Consider the following 21,567-nt stretch of genomic DNA (forward strand, 5'->3'; position numbering starts at 1 on the left):
ATAATACGATTAAAGGTTTCTCCCTTTTCGTTTCTTTTTCTTTCTGCGTAACTCTCTATCAAATGCTGCTTCCTGTGCCTCGTTGGAAGAACCATTCCCTGCCATAAGTCCAAGACCGCTGCCGTACTCATCGAACAAGCCAGAACCATGATATTCCAGTTCCGGCATTGTGCCATCTTCCTTCGGGATGGTAAGTGGTATCGGCTGCTCATTCTCGTAAGGCAAGGTGAAGTGCTCCTGCAGGGCATTGGCAGAAAGATTCTTTCCAAGCCTTGAACCATTGAAAACGCTTTTGGTGCGGTGATCAATGAATGTTGCTCCGTAGATACGGCCGTCAGCTGTATGGCGGAAAACAACATCAATGCCCTTTGCTTTCAGCAACTCAACGAACTTATCCTTATGATACGTCTGCTTCAAGACAGCTTCCACGCTATGACGGGTCATCTCGGAGAGTTTCTTGTCCTCCTTGAACTTCTTGGTAGAATAAGCGAACCGCTTTTCTATCGCCTCTATACCGACAGATTTATCAATCTTGGAAGCCTTGAAAGGATTTCCAACCTTATTGCCCTGTCCGTCCGTGGCAGAATAGACAAAACCATGATACTCACGACCGCCAACTTCGCCTCTGACTTCCTCCAAGGATATATTATATAAGGAAAGAAGTGCACGGTACTCGCCCAATGACTGGAACCTGTAGGTAGCGCAGAGAGATTTTACTGTGTTGGCAACCTGCTTCTTCACATTGCCTTGGCTTACATCCACCTTACGAAGTGGATTGTCTGCCTGGCGTTGCTTGCGGTCTGCCTTGTGGAGATTGTACTTCTCCTCCAAGTCACGGGTGATAGCCTTGCTCTTATGGTAGTTGTATCGGCTATCCAAGCACTTGCCGTTTTCATCCACCCGGATGGTTACGATGTGCATGTGGTGACGGTCAATGTCCTCATGCTTGTAGACCATGTATGGCTGGTTGCCATATCCCATGCGCTCCAAGTATTCACGGGCAATATTCTCCATCTCCATATCCGTCAGCACATCATCAGGATGCGGATTCAAGGATATATGCACTACAGGCTTCTCTGTTCTGATGTGCGGAGAAAGGTATCGCTGGAAATCACGCAAGGCATTGGCTATGCTCGTCTTTCCAGAACAATCATCAAAGATCTTGTTTGTAGCCAAGAGTTTTCCTTCTTCCTTGTTAATCTTCTCACCATTGTATGCCAGTGCACCATACAATGAACTTCCGAAACTTATCTTTGCGACCATCTTTCCTCAAACTTACGGGTTAGTTCAACAATCTCACGGGTAAGAGAGACCAGTTCCCTGGTGCAGTTCTCCAGCTTATAGAGCAAAGCCATCGCCTTTTTCTCTGAGAAATGACAACGGAGTTCCTTGACAACCTGGTTGTAGTTGTTGCCAATCATTCGGTACTGCGAGTGAAAAGAAGAAAGCTTGGTGTAGTATTCCACCAGTGTCTTGTCCTCGCGCAGCACCTTGAACGGCTCGCCGAAGATGCGTGCCTTGGCAAAAACAGCCTTCGCCTTCACATCAGTCTGCTCATACATGACGAGGAATTTCATCCATTCGTCATCGTCGAACCGAAGCATCACATGGTGCGACTTCGGGTTCAGCTTGGGGATTCGTCCCCCTCGTTTTCTTTCTGTGTTCATATAAAATGGATTAAGTGGTACATGCGGCAATAATGGAATTGCACAAACTATCGTCAGATTGGAACATGGGGAGCCCGACTTCGGAGAGGCTACCAACCCGGCAGGGCAAGGTCTTTGGAGAGTAACTCCAAAGGTTTTGAGTAACTCAAAACATACCTTGCTATGTCTTTGAGGACATAAAAATCCGCTTAGGGTGGATTGAAGTTAGCCTTCGTAAGAAGCTGTCCCCATCCCGAATGGAAGCTGTTCGGGAAATCCTGTCCTTTGCGGAGCATCAAGCCTTGTTCTTCTCGGAACGATATGGATGCGCTATCCATCGCTTTGCCTTTCGGGTGCAAAATTACGGCTAAAATAGCACCCTTGGAACAGATGCACCCCAGACAACCACTGCAACTATCGGCAACATGCTGCCACAGGATTTGAAAACCATTGTTTTTCGGAAAAAGCGTTGTTACTTTGCAGCCGTAAACATCGAACTAATGATTTGAAAATATGATGAAACAAGCATTTGTAGAAATGAATAAACCTGTCATTATTGCAGTATCGCCTTGCATCAATGATGCGCTACTGACGTACAGACTTAATGATTCACTGTCGTACTGTCGTATGGAAATGATGAAGCACTGCAATGGTTCAAGGTCTCCATAATGGAGCAATGACTTATAGACATGGACACTTATGTGTTCATATCATTAAATTGGCAGAAAATCATGGAAGTGAGTTATCAACAAATTAAAAAGTTAAAGATATGAGTAAAACAAGATTTGTAGCTTTTGCAACACAGAAAGGTGGAATCGGAAAATCCACCATCACGGCTCTTGTAGCCAACTACATTCACAATGTTAAAGGTTTCAATGTAGCAGTCATTGACTGTGACGAACCACAGCACAATATCGCAGACCTGCGTGATGAGGAAATGGAACTCATCAAGGACAGCGTTTATTTCAAGGCACAAGCCTGTGAGCATTTCAAGAAGTTGGGCAAGAAATCCTACAGTGTTACGAGAAGCAATGCACTCAACGCACTTGATGACGCAGAGAAAGTGTTGGAGGAATCTGAGGTTGAACCCGACTTTATTTTCTTTGACATGCCGGGAACAATCAAAAGCGAAGGTGTCATGAAGACCTTGTCACAGATGGATTACATCTTTGTTCCTGTCAGCGCTGACCGCTTTGTGATAGAAAGCGCATTGAGTTTTGTCCAGTTGTTCTACGACAACCTCGTGACTCCGGGCTTGTCTGTCACCAAGGAACTTGCATTCTTCTGGACGATGGTTGACAAACGAGAACGCACGAATTTATATGAAGTGTATGAAGGAATGTTTGCTTCTCTCGGCTATTCACTTCTCAACACACGACTTCCAGACAGCAAGCGTTTCAGAAGAGAACTGTCGGAGAATCGAAAGGCTGTGTTCCGTTCCACCATCTTCCCCGCAGACCCGAATCTGTTGCGAGGGAGTGGCATCAAGGAATTGTCTGACGAAATTTGTGAAATTATAAAAACATAATGCCTATGGTAAGCAGAAAAATTAACACCGATGCAATAGATGAAAGTCTGCTCATTGCCTCTGTTGGCAAGAGCAAGATAGGCACGACAACGGCATCCATCCTTAATGGAGCCTCTCAAAACCAAGTGAGGGATACCGAAGAGAAAGAAGAGGATGAAAAGAAAAATCCACGTTCACAGATGGATAAGCCTGCAGCCCCACGCAAGCCATCCAAGGTTTCCTCTGAAAGTTATGATGCTGCATTTCTCAAACGAAACGAGATAAAGACTCGTCAATGCGTTTATATCAGTCGTGAGATACACAAGAGAATTTCGAGGATTGTCAGTGTGCTCGCAAAGCATGAGTTGACAGTTGGTGGTTATATCGACCTTATTCTTGAGAGACATCTTGAAGAGAACCAGGAAGAAATCAACGTCTTGCTGAGAAAAGAGATAGATGACTGGAATGTATGACACATAAAAAGGAATAAGCATGACAATGGAAAGTATATTCATGATAGTTTTGGTTGCATTCAATGTCTGGACTATCTATTTTTACAACAAGTTGCTCCTTGAAGTTGCGAACAATAAGGAAGAAGAGGAAAAGCCACCCATCGACCCTATGGCGCTTGTTGGCAAAAGCCTTTTCAAGGTGTCTCAGTTGCGAAAGAAAGAAGAAACAGAACAGAAGCAAACTGAATCAGAGCCTGTATCAGAGAATGACGTGACATTCGAGGATCCACCAAAGAACACGGCAAGGATTCCTGATGAACAGCTTGACGATGTGTTTACGAATGTTCGCATAGAGGACGTTGATGTGAAATATTCTGACGATGAGGGTGATGCCGATGTGCCGCAAGCCAAAGGGTCAAGTTTTGAAGACATTGACACAGCCGTAAAAACGGTCAAGGCTTCAAAAGCTACGGACAAGGAGAAAAGACATGCAGGAAAGGTCTTCCACGAGATGGATGGTAACCAATTCTATGAGAAATTCATGGAGAACAGCAAGGAGTGCAAGAAAAACATTCATGATTTCGTCACCTTTTACCTGCAAGGACATAAGATAGAACAAACGTCCAAGCCAAAGAAGGAGTTTAAAGTGCCAGATAGCATAGAGGACTTCAATATCCTTGATTTTGTATAACAATAAAATTTAGAGAACAATGGAAAGAAACAGAAAAAGAAAGAATGGTGCGACAAAGGAATACATCAGTATTCAGTCCACAGTGAATGTAACCGTGTCGTCCCAAGCAGAAAAAAGAGTTGGGTATATAGACAAGTTTATGTCCAAAGCCGACTTTACTGCAAGAAACGGTAAGCAAGTCTGCATCAAAGAAGAGACACATGAGCGCATTATGAAGTTTGTGAATGTGGTTGGTAAAGGACAGGCTACTGTAGCAAGTTTCATAGACAACATCATCAACGAGCATTTTGCTATCCATGCTGCCGAAATCAAGGCTGCATTTGATGAAGGACTCAAGGCATATCGCCTCTAACAATAATTTTAAAGTACACCAATGAAAAAGAAAGACTACGGCTAAAATCTCAGCTCGCCACTGAATCCACAAGTCGGCATCATGCCGCATGAGTAAACAAAAGTATCAACCGCCAGTCGGGACCATCCAATCCCCAAGGCACAGAAAAAAAACGATTTATGAACAAGAAAAACAGAATCATTCTTTTTGCTGCGATGATTGTCGCAGCCGTATCACAGACATTTGCGCAAGGCAACGGACTTGCAGGTATCAACGAGGCAACAAGTATGGTGACCTCCTACTTCGACCCGGGCACGAAGCTCATCTACGCCATCGGTGCCGTGGTGGGTCTCATCGGAGGCATCAAGGTGTATGGCAAGTTCTCGTCAGGCGACCCCGACACGAGCAAGACTGCCGCAAGCTGGTTCGGAGCCTGCATCTTCCTCATCGTGAGTGCAACCATCCTCCGCTCGTTCTTCCTATAATATAATAAGGTATAAGACTTATGGCTGACTACCCAATCAACAAGGGCATCGGTCATTCGGTTGAGTTCAAGGGACTGAAGGCACAGTACCTCTTCATCTTCGCAGGTGGACTGCTTGTCGTCTTCTTCCTTGTGGTAGTCCTCTATATGGCAGGTGCGGACCAACTGGTCTGCATCGGCTTGGGTCTCACGCTCGGATCATTGCTTGTATGGGGAACATTCCATCTGAACAACAAGTATGGTGAGCATGGACTGATGAAGCTCCTTGCCGCCAAGAGCCATCCACGCTATATCCTCAACCGAAGGAAAACAAACCGAATGTTCAAACATAAAAAGAAAGAAGAATGAGAAATATCAGAAAATCAAGCACCCTTGAGAGCAAGTTTCCGCTGCTTGCCGTGGAGCAAGGCTGCATCATCTCCAAGGATGGCGACATCACGGTCGCCTACGAGGTGACACTCCCCGAAATCTTCACGGTAACATCGCAGGAGTATGAGTCGGTACATGCCGCATGGTGCAAGGCTATCAAGGTGCTGCCCGACTACAGCATCGTACACAAGCAGGACTGGTTCGTGAAAGAGAACTACGAACCGGACTTGCTGAAAAGCGATATGAGCTTTCTGTCAAGAAGCTACGAGAGACACTTCAATGAGCGTCCTTACCTGCATCACCAGTGTTACCTGTTCCTTAGCAAGACCTCCAAGGAGCGCATGGCACACCAGAGCAATTTTTCCACCTTGTGCCGTGGGCATATCATCCCCAAGGAAATCAAGGACAAGGAAACGGTCGCAAGATTCCTCGATGCCGTGGAGCAGTTCGCAAGAATCATCAACGACTCCGGCTATATCTCCTTACGCAGACTGACGGATGAGGAAATCACAGGCACGGAACGGACAACGGGACTTGTAGGCAAGTACCTCTCGCTCTCCACGGAGAACGTGCAATGTTTGGAGGATATGGAATTGTCTGCAAGTGGTATGCGTATAGGAAACAAACATCTTTGTCTGCATACCTTGTCACAAACGGAAGACCTGCCAACGGAAGTATCTACGGACAACCGCTTTGAGCGATTGTCAACTGACCGAAGTGACTGCCGTCTGTCCTTTGCCGCTCCAGTTGGCTTGCTGTTGTCCTGCAACCATATCTATAACCAGTATGTATTCATAGACAACAGTGACGAGACCTTGCAGAAGTTCGAGAAAACCGCCCGTAACATGCACTCGCTGTCAAGGTACAGCCGACAGAACGCCATCAACAAGGAATGGATTGACGAGTATTTGAACGAGGCTCACTCACAAGGCTTGCAGTCTGTCCGTGCCCATTTCAATGTTATGGCATGGGGCGAGGATATGGAAGAGTTGAAGCATCTTCGCAATGATGTGGGCAGTCAGTTGGCAAGCATGGAATGTGTGCCACGCCACAATACGGTGGATTGTCCGACATTATTCTGGGCTGCGATACCCGGCAACGAGGGTGATTTCCCGTCAGAGGAAAGTTTCCATACCTTCGTTGAGCAGTCGGTATGCCTCTTCACGGAGGAAACCAACTATATGGATTCTCCCTCACCGTTCGGCATCAAAATGGCAGACCGCATCAGTGGAAAGCCGCTGCACATTGACATCTCTGACCTGCCGATGAGAAAAGGCGTGACAACCAATCGCAACAAGTTCGTGCTCGGACCCTCGGGAAGCGGAAAGTCGTTCTTCATGAACCATCTCGTCAGACAGTATTACGAGCAAGGCACGCATGTGGTCTTGGTCGATACGGGAAACTCCTACCAGGGACTCTGCGAGATGATCAACAGAAAGACAGGCGGAAAGGACGGTATCTACTATACCTATACGGATGAGAGTCCCATCTCATTCAATCCCTTTTTCACCGAGGATAAGGTCTTTGACATCGAGAAGCGAGAGAGCATCAAGACATTGCTCCTGACACTTTGGAAGAAGGACAACGAGCCAGCCACACGAGCAGAAGAGGTCGCCTTGTCGAATGCCGTGTCGCTCTACATCGGTAAACTGAAAGAGGAAAGCGACATCGTTCCATGCTTCAATACCTTCTATGAGTTTGTGGGAACGGAATACCGCAAGGTTCTGGAAGAAAAGAAAGTCCGTGAGAAAGATTTTGATATAGACGGATTTCTCAACGTGCTGGAACCTTACTACAAAGGTGGCGAATATGACTATCTGCTTAACTCAGACAAGGAGCTTGACCTGCTGCACAAGCGGTTCATCGTTTTCGAGATTGATTCCATCAAGGACCATCCAATCCTGTTCCCGGTCACGACCATCATCATCATGGAGTTGTTCATCAACAAGATGCGCCGCCTGAAAGGCATCCGTAAGATGATAGTGATAGAAGAAGCATGGAAAGCGATAGCTTCGGCAAACATGGCTTCCTATATCAAGTATCTCTATAAGACGGTCAGAAAGTTCTTCGGTGAGGCGGTTGTGGTGACGCAGGAAGTCGAGGACATCATATCCTCCGCTATCGTGAAGGACAGTATCATCAACAACTCAGACTGCAAGATACTCCTTGACCAGAGGAAGTTCATGAACAAGTTCGAGCAGATACAGTCATTGCTCGGATTGACGGAAAAGGAGAAGTCGCAGATTCTCTCCATCAACCAGTCCAACGACCCGTCACGTCTCTACAAGGAAGTATGGATAGGACTTGGCGGAACGCAGTCGGCAGTATATGCCACAGAGGTGTCCACGCAGGAATATCTCGCCTATACGACTGAGGAAAGTGAGAAACTGGAGGTAAGGGCATTGGCGGAGAAACTCGGTGACGACATGGAAGCTGCCATCCGACAGCTTGCAGAGGACAAACAAGAGAACAAGTAAATTCATTATCCACTTAATCCAAAAGTAAAAATGAGAACAAAAGTAATCATGACAATCTGCCTGTTCCTGCTGATAGTAGGAAAGGCAAGCGCACAGTGGTCTGTCATAGATCCTACCAACATTGCGCAGAGTATCATCAACTCGTCCAACAACATCGTCCACACGTCTTCGACGGCTCAGAACATGCTCAACAACTGTGCGCCCGTATAGGCTGAATAAGTAAATGTAGCTATTGCAAGCTATTAGGTAAGTGTTCTTTGAGAAACCTATCATCACCCGACTTATCTGAAAGGGAAACTGGACAGGGAGTGTAGCATGTCGGGATAAGTCATAAGTCAGTTAGTTACCAAACTGCGACTGAGTGGCGTGATGAAAATGATAGATATGAGGATAAAAACCGAATTGTTTGAATGATAGTCCAAGTGGTAAGTGACCAAACTGCAACGTAAGGTAACTGAACTCGTTGCACCGTAGCACTTCTGATATGGAAGTTGTGTAGCAGAAGCAAGAACTTGTTACGGCACAATCGCAGTAAGCGAAAAAGGACGGAAGTCATATCCGACAATCTATCAATGCAAAGTTACTTATTGAGTAAACGGGGATTGCCTAAATCGGAATGCCTCACAAAAGGCTATGAGGTGCAGACCTCTGAATATCCGACATGGCAACGGAGCCACCGCAGTAGTCCGAGCAAGGGAAAGCCTTGTACATGGCAAAGGGTGGCAGCTAACATTTTTAATACAATAAACGGAAAATGTGAGAGACATTATGAGAAATCCAGAAAGAGTATTAAGCAGTCTGGCAGAACATAGCAAAGCGTCAAACTACCAGTTTGAAAGACTTTACCGTATTCTGTTCAACGAGGAGATGTTTTATATCGCCTATCAACGCATTAGTGCTAATAAAGGCGGTATGACAGCGGGCGTTGACGGTACGACTACCGATGCAATGAGCCTGCCTCGTATTGAAAAGCTGATAGATTCATTGAAAGATGAAAGTTATCAGCCCCAACCTGCACGCAGGGTATATATCCCTAAAAAGAATGGAAAGAAACGTCCATTGGGAATACCGTCAGCGAATGACAAGTTAGTGCAAGAAGTGGTGAGGATGATTTTGGAAGCAATTTATGAGGGGCAATTTGAATATACCTCTCATGGATTCAGACCTAATCGGAGTTGTCATACTGCATTGGCTCAAATTCAAAAGACATTTTGCGGAGCTAAATGGTTTGTTGAAGGCGACATCAAAGGATTTTTCGATAACATCAACCATGATGTATTGATTAACATTCTGAAAGAGCGTATTGCCGATGACCGTTTTATCCGCTTAATCCGCAAACTGTTGAAAGCAGGTTACATCGAAGATTGGAAATTTCATAGAACTTATAGCGGTACTCCACAAGGGGGAATAGTAAGCCCATTGTTGGCAAACATATACCTCGACAAATTGGATAAGTATATGAAAGAATACATCCAAGACTTCGACAAGGGAAAGAACAGAAAACGAAATCAAGCCTCTTGTTCTCTTGGGTACAAAAGACGCTGGATTGTTCACAAGCTTAAAAAGACGGTCAATGAAGCTGAACGTGCCGAATTGATTAAGAGTTACAAAGAGAACAAAGCCCAAAGCATGCTTATTCCAAGCAGTGACGAAATGGATGCAGGTTACAAACGTCTCAAATATGTGAGATACGCCGATGATTTTCTGATTGGGATAATCGGCAGTAAAGAAGATGCAAGACATATTAAAGAGGATGTCAAAACATTCCTTGCTGATAAACTTGCTCTTGAACTGTCAGAGGAGAAAACCCTCATAACCCATACTTCAAAGGCAGCCAAATTTCTCGGATATGAGATAGATGTAACATCATCCAACACCACTCGCAGGAGTATAAACGGAGTAATGCGTAGGGCTTTCAACAAGAGAGTAAGACTTATGATTGGTAAAAACACTATCAAGAATAAGTTACTTGAAGAACGTATGATTGAGATTAAAATCCACAACGGCAGAGAGCAGTGGAAACCCAAATCAAAATCCGTATTGGTCTTCAATGACGACCTTGAAATCCTCGACCGCTATAATAGCATGATAAGAGGTTTTGTAAACTACTATTCACTTGCGAATAACTGCTATGAGCTGCAATTGTTCAAATACATACTCGAATACAGTATGTATAAAACCTTTGCCCACAAGTACCGCTCACGAGTACCTGTGATTTTGAGGAAATACAAAAAGAATGGACTGTTTACAGTCAGATTCAAGCTCAAAAACGGCAAAGAAAAGGAACGAACACTATACCATGATGGGTTCAGCCGCAAAGTCCCGACTAAACAATCGGAAATAGACAAGCAGCCCAACCTTATGATGTATGCCTGCCGAACAAGTCTTATAGACCGATTAAAAGCAGGAAAATGTGAATTGTGCGGAGCAACGGGAGCTATCCAAATGCACCATATCAATAAACTCGGAGACCTTTCAGGGAAAGAGAACTGGGAAAAATTGATGATTGCAAGAAGACGGAAAACCCTTGCTCTTTGCGAAAACTGTCATAAAATGATTCATTATGGAACAAATTAGACTGATAATGTTAGTGGAAAGCCGGATACGCGGGAACGTGTACGTCCGGTTTGGGGGCGAGTATCTGAAAACCTCCCATAGCAATATGGAAAGGCGTTGGGAACTTAGCCTACTCAAGGAGACCGTGAAGATTTACGAGCAGGGCAAGAAGTACTACGATGCGCTGAAGTCGGTGAACAACCTCGTCAAGGACGCACGCAAGGTGCAGCAGACCATCCTCATGGTGGGCGACATCACGGACATCTACATCAACAACTACCAGAAGATGATGCACGATGACAATTTCTCCGTGGAGGAACTCTCCGCCATCGGCTTCGGCTACACCAAACTGCTGGAGGAAAGCAACGATGTGCTGACAGAACTGAAGAATGTGGTGAACATCACGACCCTTTCCATGACGGACAAGGAGCGAATGGACGTGGTGGAACGCTGCTACTCGAAGATGAAGCGTTACCGCAATCTCGTGAGCTATTATACCAACAAGAACATTTCCGTGAGTTATCTGCGTGCCAAGAAGAAAAACGACCTCGACCGCATTATGGGACTCTACGGCAAGTCAAACGAGAAATACTGGTAGCCTATGGATTTCGAGAATCTTCACCAGATACTGCGCTCCCTGTATGACGAGATGATGCCGCTGTGTTCCGACATGACGGACATCGCCAAGGGACTTGCAGGACTTGGGGCGCTGTTCTATGTCGCCCTGAGGGTTTGGCAGTCACTGTCAAGGGCAGAGCCGATAGATGTATTTCCGCTGCTCCGTCCGTTTGCCATCGGACTTGCCATCATGTTCTTCCCGACCATCGTGCTCGGTACGCTCAACAGCGTGATGAGTCCCATCGTGCAAGGTACACATTCCATGTTGGAGACACAGACCTTCGACATGAATGAATACCGGGCGCAGAAAGACAAACTGGAGTATGAGGCGATGAAACGCAATCCGGAAACTGCATACCTTGTAAGCAACGAGGAGTTTGACAAGCAGCTTGACGAACTCGGCTGGTCACCAGGCGACGTGGTGACAATGGCAGGAATGTATGTGGAGCGTGGCATGTACAGCATGAAAAAGAGCATCCGTGATTTCTTCCGTGAACTGCTGGAGCTGCTGTTCCAAGCCGCTGCACTGGTCATAGACGTGCTGAGGACATTCTTCCTCATTGTCCTGTCCATCCTCGGACCGCTTTGTTTCGCCATATCGGTATGGGACGGATTCCAGTCCACGCTGACGCAATGGTTCTGCAGGTACATACAGATTTATCTCTGGCTACCCGTTTCGGACTTGTTCAGTACCATCCTTGCCAAGATACAGGTGCTGATGCTGCAAAACGACATCGAGGCATTGCAGAACGATCCGAACTTTTCCATTGAGGCAAGCAACGGTGTTTACATCGTTTTCCTCATCATCGGAATCATCGGTTACTTCACCATACCGACCGTGGCGGGATGGATCATACAGGCAGGTGGCGGCATCGGCAACTACAACCGGAACGTGAACACGGCAGGCTCACTGGGCGGAAGCATTGCAGGAGCAACGGCTGGAAATGTGGCAGGACGTGCCGGAAGGCTCATCAAGAGCGGATTTAAGAAAATATAGTCATTCATGAACAATACAACGAAAAGAAAAATGGAATTCAAGTCATTGAAGAATATCGAGACCTCGTTCAGGCAGATACGCCTGTTCTGCATCGTCCTCGTCATCGGTTGCGCTGTTGTCGCAATATGTTCGGTGGTGTTCGCATTCAGATTTGCGGAGAAGCAACGCGAGAAGATATACGTCCTTGATGGAGGCAAGTCGCTGATGCTCGCCCTCTCGCAAGACCTCTCACAGAACAGACCTGCCGAGGCAAGGGAACACGTGAGACGCTTTCATGAGCTGTTCTTTACGCTATCTCCCGAAAAGAGCGCCATCGAGCACAACGTGAAACGAGCCTTGCTGCTGGCAGACAAGAGCGCATACAACTATTACCAGGACTTTGCGGAGAAAGGTTTTTACAACAGACTCATCGCGGGAAACATCAACCAGTCGCTGCAAGTTGACAGCGTGGTCTGTAACTTTGATAACTACCCTTATCAAGCCAAGACCTACGCACGGCAGGTGATACTCCGAGAGAGCAATGTGACGGAGAGAAGTCTTGTCACCGTATGCAGGTTGGTGAACGCCACACGCTCCGACGACAACCCGAATGGTTTTACCATTGAAGGTTTCACCATTGTGGAGAACAGGGACATCAGTACAGTAGAACGATAAAAATAGCAAGAATGGAAAATCCGATAAAGACAATCCAAGAAAAGGTGAATGGTATGAAGGGAAGACTGCGTGACAGGCTGGATTCCCTTCCGCCAAGGGTGAGACTGAAAGTCGTGCTCGTCATGTTCGGCTTGTTTGCCCTCTGTAGCCTTTACATGATAGGTTCAGCCATCATCAACTTTGGAAACGGCAAGACCTCAAATATAGAGGTTGAGCATATTGAGAGTGTAAAGTTGCCCACCGACAAGGGGCAGCAAGTGACCAACCAAAATGAATTGACACATGGAGAAGGAGAAGAATGACAAGGTGGAGCCGGATAAGGCTCCAAAGGAAAAGAAGCCTTTGACAGAGGAACAGCGTATCAAGCGCAACAAGATGATAGCCATACCGTGCATGTGTCTCGTCTGCGCATTGGTGTTATGGCTCATCTTCAAGCCGTCGGCATCAGAGGGTGAGAAAGGCAGCAAGGGATTCAACATGGAAATGCCTGATGCGGAGAAGACTGATGTGGAGGCGGACAAGCGTAAGGCATACTCCAAGGAGGATCTTGCCAACAAGCAAAAGGAAAAAAGCAGAGCAATGAACACTCTTGGTGAGTACATGCCAGGCATTGATTCGACAGCATCCGGTCAAGGCAAGGATTTTGACCTGATGCAGTCTGGGCAGCAGCCAACAAAGGAAGAAAGGAAAGAGGCGGATGCCATCCGCTCGTCTGCCGAGGCATACCAAACCTTGAACACGACCTTGGGCGGTTTCTATGAACAGCCACAGCAAGGGGGAAGCAGCGAAGATGCTGAGTTGAGGAAACGTCTTGACGAGCTGGAGGCAAGCATGATGCAGCAGGAAAACAAGCGTTCCAATATGGACGAGCAAGTCGCCCTTATGGAGAAGTCCTATCAACTTGCGGCAAAGTACATGCCTGGTGGAAATGCCAATGCGGCAAGTCCTTCATCGGCTGAAACAGCAACAGAGGAAAACAAGGAAGCTGTCACCAAGGGCAAGAAAGCCAAGGTTTCCTCTGTAAGGCAAGTGCAAAGGCGTGTGGTCTCGTCTTTGACCCGCCCCATGAGTAACGAGGAGTTTGTCGCCTCTTACTCGGAAAAGGCTTCGGCAAGGTTCAATACCGCCATCGGAAGAGGTGGTGTTTCCGACAAAAACACGATTTCTGCCTGCATCCACGGCAACCAGACCATAACGGACGGACAGGCAGTAAGGTTGAGACTGCTGGAAGCCATGCGTGTCGGCAATAGAGAGATACCACGAAATTCTGTCATTGTCGGAGTGGCACGATTGCAAGGCGAAAGGCTTTCCATAGCCTTGAAGTCCATTGAGCACAACGGCATGATTATCCCGATTGAGCTTGCCGTCTATGACAATGACGGTCAGGAGGGCATCTTCATTCCGAAGTCGATGGAGGTTGACGCAGCCAATGAAGTCGGTGCCAACATGGGAAGCTCGCTGAACAGCAGCATCAACATTTCCTCCAATGCCGGGGCACAGCTTGCCTCCGACTTGGGAAAAGGTGTCATACAAGGCGTGTCGCAGTATATCTCCAAGAAGATGCGTACCGTCAAGATACACCTGAAGGCTGGCTACAGGGTCATGCTCTACCAAGAGGAAGATTAGCCGAAAGGCAACAACATTTATACCACTTAATCCAAAAGTTTAATTAAAAGCAAACCAAAATGAAAAAGACAACAATCATGTTCGCCCTTATGCTGGGCGTAGCCTGCACTGCATCAGCGCAGAAGACAGGCAAGAAAAAAGCGCAGAAGTCTGTAAAGACTGAGCAAGTAAGCAATGTTTCTTCCGACCAGGAAGAGAAGCTGACCTTGACCAAGGAGGTGTATCCGCAGAAGGAAGAGAACAGCAACCTCTATCACGGCTTGACCAAGAAGTTGACCTTCGACCGCATGATTCCACCTCATGGTTTGGAAGTGACTTATGACAAGACGGTTCATATTCTCTTTCCTGCCTCTGTCAAGTACGTTGACTTGGGTTCAGAGGATTTGATAGCTGGCAAGGCGGACGGTGCGGAGAATGTTATCCGTGTAAAAGCAGCCGTGAAGAACTTCAAGAAAGAGACCAATATGAGCGTCATCACGGAGAATGGCTCATTCTACACATTCAATGTGAAGTATGCCAAGGAACCGCTCATGCTCAATATCGAGATGGCTGACTTCATCCATGACGGTGAGGCGGTGAACCGTCCGAACAATGCACAGGAGATTTATCTCAAGGAGTTGGGCAAGGAAAGTCCCATGCTGGTACACCTCATCATGAAGTCCATCCATAAGGAGAACAAGCGCAAGGTGAAGCACATCGGCAGCAAGCGTTTCGGAATCCAGTACCTTTTGAAGGGCATCTATGTACACAGCGACTTGCTGTATTTCCACACAGAAATCAAGAACCAGAGCAACGTGCCGTTTGACGTGGACTATGTCACGTTCAAGGTGGTGGACAAGAAGGTGGCGAAGCGAACCGCCATTCAGGAGCAGGTGCTTCTTCCTGTCCGTGCCTACAACTATGTGGTGCGTGTGGCTGGCAAGAAAACGGAGCAGACGGTGTTCTGCTTGCCGAAATTTACCATTCCCGACGACAAGGAGCTTGTCGTGGAGATGAACGAGAAGGAAGGCGGTCGCCATCAGTCGTTTGTCGTGGAGAACAGCGACTTGGTGCGAGCTTTGACAATCAACGAACTTAGCGTGAAGTAACGGATGAAAAGAAGAAACATTGCAATCATGGCGATGCTTGCCCTCACCGCAGGGCAGGCATTCGCCCAACGATGCCTTCCTCAGATGAAAGGCATCGAGGTGAAGGTCGGCATGGCTGACGGAGTATATAACGGCAAGAAGTCCTGCAAGGCTGGCTATTATGCAGGTCTCGGACTTTCGAGCTATACCAAAGGTGGTGACAAGTGGACGTATGGGGCGGAATATCTGCAAGTACATCAGCCTTACCGTAACACTTCCGTTCCAATAGCACAAATGACGGGCGAGTTCGGTTATTCCTACAACTTCCTTTCCGACAACAGTAAGACGGTGCTGTTCTATATCGGAGGTACGGCACTGGCTGGCTATGAGTCCGTAAACTGGGGCAAGAGAACCATGTCGGACGGAGCGACCTTGCAGAACAAGGGAGCGTTTATCTATGGTGGTGCCGTGGCATTGGAAACGGAAATATACCTGTCGGATGCTATAGCTTTGACCGCTTCCGTTAAGGAAAGGCTTGTTTGGGGCAACAGCACGGGACATTTCCACACGCAGTTTGGCATCGGCATGAAGTTCATCATCAACTAAAACAGTGAGCCTATGGATATCAATGAAATCAAACAAGTGCCTATCGTGGACTTTCTCTATATTCTCGGCATTGAGCCTGTCAAGCACAAGGCTTCGGGACTTTGGTATCATGCGCCATACCGCAACGACCGCAATCCTTCGCTTCGGGTATCAACGGACAAGAATGTCTGGTATGACTATGGCATCGCCAGAGGTGGTGACATCTTCAACCTCGCAGGGGAGTTCATCAACAGCAATGAGTTTGTGGCACAAGCCAAGTTCATATCTGAAACGCTTGGTGGCAGTTTCCCGACATCGTTTCAGCATTATCAAAGAACAGAAGAAAAGGCTGTGAAGGCGAAAGGCAATCCCTTTAGTGATATTGTGGAAAAGGCATTGAGCCATCCTGCACTTCGGCAATACTTGCGTGAGCGTGGCATATCGGCTGACGTGGCGAGCCGTTTCTGCTGTCAGGTGGAATACCGATACAATGGCAAACAGTTCTTTGCTGTCGGTTTCAAGAACAACAGCGATGGCTACGAGATACGCAACCGCTTCTTCAAAGGTTGCGTGTCGCCAAAGGACGTCACTCTCATTGGCAGGAACAGCAACGTCTGCCATCTGTACGAGGGTTTTATGGATTTCCTCTCTGCCGTCATGCTCGGTATAGGTCGTGGTGAGGATCATATTATCCTCAATTCGGTGGCTAATATGCAAAAGGTGCATCATCTTTTAGATGGCTATGCACAAGTGTATTGTCACTTGGACAATGACGAAGCTGGCGAGAATGCCTGTGTCGAACTGCAAAAGCGATATGGCGATAAGTTCATTGACCATTCGCATCTATACACAGGTTACAAGGACTTGAACGAGTACCTGATGAGCCATAAGACAAGAAAGTAACAATCATTCAAAAACATCAAGACAATGAAGAAGAACAATAAAATCAAGAAATCAGTGAGCGTATTGGCATTCCTTTTCGTGTGTGCCGTGTCGGTAATCCTTTCATCGTGCAGCGATGAGCTGGACATTCAGCAGTCGTATCCTTTCAAGGTGGAGACGATGCCTGTGCCAAAGGACATTGTGCGTGGACAGACCGTTGAAATCCGCTGCGAGTTGAAGGCGGAGGGAAAGTTTGACGGCACCATCTATACCATCCGCTATTTTCAGCATGACGGAAAAGGCTCGTTGAGAATGGAGAACGGAACGGTGTTCCAACCAAACGACCGCTATCTGTTGGAGAACGAGAAGTTCCGTCTTTACTATACCTCGGCAAGCACGGAGACACAGACGCTGACAGTGGTGGTGGAGGACAACTTCGGCAAGTCATACGAAGTGGAGTTCAACTTCAACGATACTGATGAGGAGGAAGAGTTTGCGAGAAGTGCCAACAAACTCGGTAGCGTATGAGGTTGATGATATTGTTAGCCTTGCTTCTTGTATCGGGCAGCTTGTCTGCCCAGACGCAAGGGGCGATAAAGCGAGTTCGTCATGTGTCACGTTTTGAGTTGGCTGTCGCCTGCATCAAGAAGTACGAGGGTCTGCACGGACCGAAGCATCATCCTTATGTCGGATATGGGCACAAGCTGTTGCCTGGCGAGCGGTTTTCTCCAAGAATGACGGAACGGCAAGCCGATGCATTGCTGCGCTCTGACCTCAGAAAGCTCTGCGCCATGTTTCGTGACTTCGGTCGTGACTCGCTGCTCTTGGCTGCACTTGCCTACAATGTGGGATGTGGAAAGGTGATGAAAAGCCGGATGTATGCCAAGATGCGAAGTGGCAACAGAAACATCTATCGTGACTATGTGGACTTCAAAAGGTGGAACGGAAAGATAGTGCCTTCCATCGAGCGAAGAAGAAAAATGGAGTATCTGCTCTTGTTTACTCCATAGTATAAGGTTTTATAAAATAGGACAGTCCTTTTGATTGGGGGCTGTCCTTTGTTCTTTGCAAGCATCGCAGATAAGGAAAAGACGGTTTCTTTGCCACTTTCTTTTCCGCTCCTCGGCTCAAGAAAGAAAGTGGCGGAACGAATTTTCATCGCTCCGCCGATATGGATTTCATGTCGTTGCAACCATACGCTGCTCTATAAGTCTTGCATTGCTGTTCACCAAGTTGATGATGTCAGCATGGTGCTCGGTATCCTTATTCTGTAGTCCGTGGCATTGTACGACTTTCATCTGTTCGAGTGAAAACTCCACGGTCTCAACCCTTTGTTCGGCTATTCTTGCAGAGAAGATGATGCAGTCGGGATTGAGTGAATAGTTTGTACCGCTGCCTACGCAATGATGCATCGCCTTGCCCTCAAGAACGTGCTCCCTGACGCTTTCAAGCATTCTCACCACGATATTGCCGTCCGTGAACATCAAACCGAAGAAACGGCTCTTCATTTCCTTGAACTTGTCCTCGTTCTTCAATGCCTTGCGTATCTCCTCCTCGGTACGCTCCTTTTCTTTCTTTGCTCTGATTTTCTCGGATATTCTGTCGTGCTCGGCTTCAAGGTTGTCGGGGCAAATGTAATGTGGACTTCTGATGTCCTTGCCCATTTCTACCAACATACAGATGTAGTCCGCCCATTTGCCGATGTCTGTAATAAGGTAATGGTTGCGGTTGGCTATCTTGTAGGCATTCCAACAAGTTTCCAAGTGCCGTGGGTGGTCTATGAAGTGGCGGACGTGTCCGTAACGACATTGCTTCATCATTGTTTCGATGCGGTGGTCTGTCAGCATCGCCTTGAACAATGTAAGCGGTTCGATGCCGTGAAACGCTCCGTCAAAGCCGTTGCGCCATATCTGAGGAATGACTTTCATATCGGGGCAGACCGGAAATGAAGCAATATGCTGATAGGTGGTGTTGTCCTTGCGCAGTTCAATGTCGGAGTCGTAGCAGAACGTGTCCATATAGATACCCATTGTGCGCTTGCGTGCCATAACCTCCACCTTGCCTTTCTCGTTCATCCAATAGCGTGCCACCTCCCAACAATAAATGTCTGCCTTTTGTCCCTTGCGGTAATAGGCTTTCATCTGAAATGCTCGCATAAGTTGCAGTTCCTTGCGCTCGGTGAGTACACTGAAATAGGTAGAAGACATTGCCTTCTGTCGCTTGGTGCGCTGCACTTCCAACTTTGCCTTACACTTCGGGCAGACACATTTGTCCGCATCCTCGTCCGTAGTCCAAGTGTGTCCGCAGTCCATGCAGGTGGTCTGTCCGTGTTTCAACTGAAAGGCATAGTGGTCAAGGCATTCACGGAATGCCCATTGCATTTGCGCTCCCTTGATAGGTCGTAACCCCTTGTTTGAGGTTACGACTTGCTTCTGATATTTCGTTCTTGGTTTCATAACGTGTCGAATAATGATGGTTGGTGTACTTCTGTTTCCGTTCTCTGTGAGGTGCGCTTGGCGGTATCTCTGTTACGCATCTTGTTCATCTGCTCTTGCTGATATTGGCGGATGGCTTCCTGTCTTGCCTGTGCCTTCTCCTCCTCTGTGAGTTCGATGTGGTGGTTAACAGACACTTGGCAGTTCAATGGTTTTCCTACCTCGATGTCCTTCTCCTCGTAGTAGTGGATGGCTTGCCCATATATCTCGTCATCGCAAAAGCCGTTGCAACCGCTCTTCTGTACCCAATTAAGGATATAGGTGACGCAATCGTCTATGTTCTTGTCGGGGTTGTCATACTTGGCTGCAAAGAGTTCGTCCTCCATAGCACGCTCCTCCAAATAGGATTGTATGGTTCTCTTGAAATATTCTGTAGTGTTCATGTCTGATGTTGTTAAAGGGGTTGTTACTCGTGATAGATGATGTCGCAGTCCTCAACTTCTGTAGGCAGTCCGAAGAACGGATAATGGCTGAAGTAAGGTTCTGTGCACATGTCCTCGTTGTATCTTGGACTTACTATCTCAATATTGTTCTTGCGCATGGCTTCGTCCACCATACGGATTTCCTCGTCTGTCAGTCCGCTTGCATCGCCATTGATGATGTAGCAGAGTGCCCATGTAGGTATCGCTTCAATGCTTCTGTTCATATCGCTTGTACTTTAAAGTGTTAATAACCAAATGAATGTTCCAATCAGTACCACCATAGAAAGAATGGAAATGATGATGCCGAAGATGAACTTCACAATTCCTAATATGACTTCACCGACCATGCAGAGAGCCATATATCCCAACCAAGCCACCAAAGTGATGAGGGTTGAGCCGACTGCGGAGAGTAATCTCCACCAAGTCTGTGTTATGTTGATGTTTGTTGTCATATAGCCTTGAATTAAATTTATTTGCGGTTCCAGGAACTGAAGGGAAGTTCTCGTTTCTTCACCTTTTTGTCGCTCCATTTTCCGACATTTTTTTTTGCGTCTTCCTGTCGCATCGGTCGTTTCGTTTCAGGTGCCTTTCAAGGGCGGCGAGGCTGGAAATACAAGGTTTTTCGGAAAAATACTACCCAACGGTGTGGAGATTTTTTTGAAAACCGAAGGCTCGACCTTTTATTTCCAAAGCCCGCTGCCATACCTTTGCACCTGCACGATAACGGTTGATGCCAAAAGGAAAGACCATGTGGAGGAAAGAAAATCAGAGCGGCAAATGAAAATAGAAACTTCACGGAAGTTTTTGGACTGCACGATTATCGCATACTCATTTCTGAGAAATGGATACAACGTCGTCTTACAAACGTCTTGAAAAATGGAAATCGCATACAAAAATGGCACAGCCATCAGAAAAATTCCGATGAAAGAAGAGTATGGCTTGTCCATGCTTCTTGCATCGGGTTTTCTCCAAGGCTGTGCAGCCAAGCATGAAAGTGGTCGTTGAGGTTTACATCAATGACTTCTTTCTTGCGGTGGAGTATGCAAACAAAATGGTACGGCAAATCAAGGAATGGTGTTTCTTTTGATCGGTTAGCCTGCAACCGACAAAAAGAAACACTTTTCCTCATGCCGTACTACTGAGACATGAAAGGGTGGCGTGCCACTGTTTCATGTCGTTTGGATTGTGCGATAAAAAATGGAACTGCGAGTTGTGGCTATAAAAATCAGCCGTTGTCAGCACGGCAAACAAAGAAAAGTCCTTGGCAGTATAGTCTTGAAGCATTTCAAGGCATACTGTCAAGGATTTTTCTTGCCGTGCCATAGTCGGAGGAAGTTAGTCTGAGGTATGAGGACTGTCTTTCTTCGACGACGGCTGACTTTTATACAAAACACACGAAAGAATGAGAATATGCAAACGAAATAGACAATTCAAAAAACAGGAACCATTGCCACATAAGTTTGAATGGATTGAAATGGAAATAGCAAAGAACAGAGAAGAATATGGTTTAATAAAAACAGATTTACCCAAGCAAAAAATCGAGGATAAAAAATCTTAAAACATTCTTTATCCCCGATTAAATATCGTACCTTTGCAACCGAAAGAGTTCTTTGGATGGTTATGCAAATCACAGCAGGATGCTACATTCTGTTTATTTCTAATTCGTAACCTCTTCTTTTTATGAGATAAAAACTTATCTCATTCTCAA

The 21,567-nt window shown here is 46.7% G+C and carries 25 protein-coding genes and 2 pseudogenes; 20 read left to right on the top strand and 7 right to left on the bottom strand.

The features are described 5' to 3' along the window. Nucleotides 1–9: 9 nt before the first annotated feature. The 3 genes from mobB to RCO84_RS16740 all read right to left on the bottom strand — a co-directional run bounded on the left by mobB (nucleotide 10) and on the right by RCO84_RS16740 (nucleotide 1,984). Nucleotides 10–1,263 (bottom strand): conjugal transfer protein MobB, encoded by a 1,254-nt coding sequence (gene mobB, locus RCO84_RS16730; RefSeq protein WP_317511426.1) that lies wholly within the window; start codon nucleotides 1,261–1,263, stop codon nucleotides 10–12. Next, on the bottom strand, nucleotides 1,248–1,667 hold the full coding sequence (mobA, locus tag RCO84_RS16735) for a conjugal transfer protein MobA (protein ID WP_032856281.1): 420 nt from the start codon (nucleotides 1,665–1,667) through the stop codon (nucleotides 1,248–1,250). The genes mobB and mobA overlap by 16 nt, the downstream gene beginning before the upstream one ends. Nucleotides 1,668–1,855: 188 nt before the next feature. Then, a complete protein-coding gene (locus RCO84_RS16740) occupies nucleotides 1,856–1,984 on the bottom strand; it encodes a hypothetical protein (protein WP_258754139.1) in 129 nt (42 codons plus the stop codon). A gap of 431 nt (nucleotides 1,985–2,415) precedes the next feature. Here RCO84_RS16740 and RCO84_RS16745 point away from each other — a divergent pair, with 431 nt between their 5' ends. The 19 genes and pseudogenes from RCO84_RS16745 to RCO84_RS16835 all read left to right on the top strand — a co-directional run bounded on the left by RCO84_RS16745 (nucleotide 2,416) and on the right by RCO84_RS16835 (nucleotide 17,952). Then, complete coding sequence (locus tag RCO84_RS16745; protein WP_118153011.1) at nucleotides 2,416–3,174, top strand: ParA family protein; 759 nt, start codon at nucleotides 2,416–2,418, stop codon at nucleotides 3,172–3,174. 5 nt (nucleotides 3,175–3,179) lie between these two features. Further along, the gene (locus tag RCO84_RS16750; RefSeq protein WP_317585814.1) at nucleotides 3,180–3,626 is read left to right on the top strand and encodes a DUF3408 domain-containing protein; all 447 of its coding nucleotides are present in this window, start codon (nucleotides 3,180–3,182) and stop codon (nucleotides 3,624–3,626) included. Nucleotides 3,627–3,651: 25 nt separating this feature from the next. Then, on the top strand, nucleotides 3,652–4,296 hold the full coding sequence (locus RCO84_RS16755) for a hypothetical protein (RefSeq protein ID WP_317585815.1): 645 nt from the start codon (nucleotides 3,652–3,654) through the stop codon (nucleotides 4,294–4,296). 19 nt (nucleotides 4,297–4,315) lie between these two features. Beyond that, the gene (locus RCO84_RS16760; RefSeq protein WP_106813439.1) at nucleotides 4,316–4,648 is read left to right on the top strand and encodes a DUF3408 domain-containing protein; all 333 of its coding nucleotides are present in this window, start codon (nucleotides 4,316–4,318) and stop codon (nucleotides 4,646–4,648) included. 158 nt (nucleotides 4,649–4,806) lie between these two features. Further along, nucleotides 4,807–5,112 (top strand): DUF4134 domain-containing protein, encoded by a 306-nt coding sequence (locus tag RCO84_RS16765; protein WP_203051881.1) that lies wholly within the window; start codon nucleotides 4,807–4,809, stop codon nucleotides 5,110–5,112. A gap of 20 nt (nucleotides 5,113–5,132) precedes the next feature. Continuing rightward, nucleotides 5,133–5,459, top strand: coding sequence for a DUF4133 domain-containing protein (locus RCO84_RS16770; protein ID WP_118153007.1), 327 nt, complete (start codon nucleotides 5,133–5,135; stop codon nucleotides 5,457–5,459). Continuing rightward, complete coding sequence (locus tag RCO84_RS16775; protein ID WP_317585816.1) at nucleotides 5,456–7,957, top strand: TraG family conjugative transposon ATPase; 2,502 nt, start codon at nucleotides 5,456–5,458, stop codon at nucleotides 7,955–7,957. The genes RCO84_RS16770 and RCO84_RS16775 overlap by 4 nt, the downstream gene beginning before the upstream one ends. Nucleotides 7,958–7,987: 30 nt before the next feature. Next, nucleotides 7,988–8,152: pseudogene (locus RCO84_RS16780) on the top strand (DUF4141 domain-containing protein); the annotation flags it as partial. Nucleotides 8,153–8,725: 573 nt separating this feature from the next. Further along, nucleotides 8,726–10,534, top strand: coding sequence for a group II intron reverse transcriptase/maturase (ltrA, locus tag RCO84_RS16785; protein WP_294809166.1), 1,809 nt, complete (start codon nucleotides 8,726–8,728; stop codon nucleotides 10,532–10,534). Nucleotides 10,535–10,649: 115 nt separating this feature from the next. After that, a pseudogene (locus tag RCO84_RS16790) lies at nucleotides 10,650–11,111 on the top strand (DUF4141 domain-containing protein); the annotation flags it as partial. 3 nt (nucleotides 11,112–11,114) lie between these two features. Then, nucleotides 11,115–12,128, top strand: coding sequence for a conjugative transposon protein TraJ (gene traJ / locus RCO84_RS16795; protein WP_068856391.1), 1,014 nt, complete (start codon nucleotides 11,115–11,117; stop codon nucleotides 12,126–12,128). A gap of 30 nt (nucleotides 12,129–12,158) precedes the next feature. Further along, nucleotides 12,159–12,782: a conjugative transposon protein TraK gene (traK, locus tag RCO84_RS16800; protein WP_068856390.1), complete on the top strand. Its 624-nt coding sequence runs from the start codon at nucleotides 12,159–12,161 to the stop codon at nucleotides 12,780–12,782. Nucleotides 12,783–12,793: 11 nt separating this feature from the next. Continuing rightward, the gene (locus RCO84_RS16805) at nucleotides 12,794–13,084 is read left to right on the top strand and encodes a TraL conjugative transposon family protein (RefSeq protein ID WP_287830127.1); all 291 of its coding nucleotides are present in this window, start codon (nucleotides 12,794–12,796) and stop codon (nucleotides 13,082–13,084) included. Continuing rightward, nucleotides 13,065–14,408 carry a conjugative transposon protein TraM gene (gene traM, locus RCO84_RS16810; protein ID WP_317583551.1) on the top strand — a complete coding sequence of 448 codons (1,344 nt, stop codon included), beginning with the start codon at nucleotides 13,065–13,067 and terminating at the stop codon, nucleotides 14,406–14,408. Before RCO84_RS16805 ends, traM begins: the two co-directional genes overlap by 20 nt. A 59-nt stretch (nucleotides 14,409–14,467) precedes the next feature. Continuing rightward, complete coding sequence (gene traN, locus RCO84_RS16815) at nucleotides 14,468–15,496, top strand: conjugative transposon protein TraN (RefSeq protein ID WP_195204526.1); 1,029 nt, start codon at nucleotides 14,468–14,470, stop codon at nucleotides 15,494–15,496. A gap of 3 nt (nucleotides 15,497–15,499) precedes the next feature. Then, nucleotides 15,500–16,081 carry a conjugal transfer protein TraO gene (locus tag RCO84_RS16820; protein ID WP_287830124.1) on the top strand — a complete coding sequence of 194 codons (582 nt, stop codon included), beginning with the start codon at nucleotides 15,500–15,502 and terminating at the stop codon, nucleotides 16,079–16,081. A gap of 12 nt (nucleotides 16,082–16,093) precedes the next feature. After that, the gene (locus tag RCO84_RS16825) at nucleotides 16,094–16,963 is read left to right on the top strand and encodes a toprim domain-containing protein (protein ID WP_264906987.1); all 870 of its coding nucleotides are present in this window, start codon (nucleotides 16,094–16,096) and stop codon (nucleotides 16,961–16,963) included. Nucleotides 16,964–16,978: 15 nt separating this feature from the next. After that, complete coding sequence (locus RCO84_RS16830; RefSeq protein ID WP_373690147.1) at nucleotides 16,979–17,470, top strand: DUF3872 domain-containing protein; 492 nt, start codon at nucleotides 16,979–16,981, stop codon at nucleotides 17,468–17,470. Continuing rightward, nucleotides 17,467–17,952, top strand: coding sequence for a lysozyme (locus tag RCO84_RS16835; RefSeq protein ID WP_264906991.1), 486 nt, complete (start codon nucleotides 17,467–17,469; stop codon nucleotides 17,950–17,952). Before RCO84_RS16830 ends, RCO84_RS16835 begins: the two co-directional genes overlap by 4 nt. 168 nt (nucleotides 17,953–18,120) lie before the next feature. On the opposite strand, the gene RCO84_RS16840 is transcribed toward RCO84_RS16835, so the two are convergent. From RCO84_RS16840 to RCO84_RS16855, 4 genes are read right to left on the bottom strand one after another with little or no spacing between them, the layout of a single operon-like run. Continuing rightward, nucleotides 18,121–19,398 carry a PcfJ domain-containing protein gene (locus RCO84_RS16840; protein ID WP_317583556.1) on the bottom strand — a complete coding sequence of 426 codons (1,278 nt, stop codon included), beginning with the start codon at nucleotides 19,396–19,398 and terminating at the stop codon, nucleotides 18,121–18,123. Continuing rightward, nucleotides 19,395–19,820 (bottom strand): PcfK-like family protein, encoded by a 426-nt coding sequence (locus tag RCO84_RS16845; RefSeq protein WP_317583558.1) that lies wholly within the window; start codon nucleotides 19,818–19,820, stop codon nucleotides 19,395–19,397. Before RCO84_RS16845 ends, RCO84_RS16840 begins: the two co-directional genes overlap by 4 nt. 23 nt (nucleotides 19,821–19,843) lie before the next feature. Beyond that, nucleotides 19,844–20,083: a DUF6926 domain-containing protein gene (locus RCO84_RS16850; RefSeq protein WP_022159259.1), complete on the bottom strand. Its 240-nt coding sequence runs from the start codon at nucleotides 20,081–20,083 to the stop codon at nucleotides 19,844–19,846. 12 nt (nucleotides 20,084–20,095) lie between these two features. Further along, nucleotides 20,096–20,311 (bottom strand): hypothetical protein, encoded by a 216-nt coding sequence (locus RCO84_RS16855; protein WP_005823733.1) that lies wholly within the window; start codon nucleotides 20,309–20,311, stop codon nucleotides 20,096–20,098. A 424-nt stretch (nucleotides 20,312–20,735) separates the two neighbouring features. Here RCO84_RS16855 and RCO84_RS16860 point away from each other — a divergent pair, with 424 nt between their 5' ends. Beyond that, entirely contained in the window at nucleotides 20,736–20,864 is a 129-nt protein-coding gene (locus RCO84_RS16860; protein WP_264911349.1) for a hypothetical protein, read from the top strand. Nucleotides 20,865–21,567: the final 703 nt, after the last annotated feature.

The organism is Segatella copri (assembly GCF_949820605.1).
GTDB lineage: Bacteria > Bacteroidota > Bacteroidia > Bacteroidales > Bacteroidaceae > Prevotella.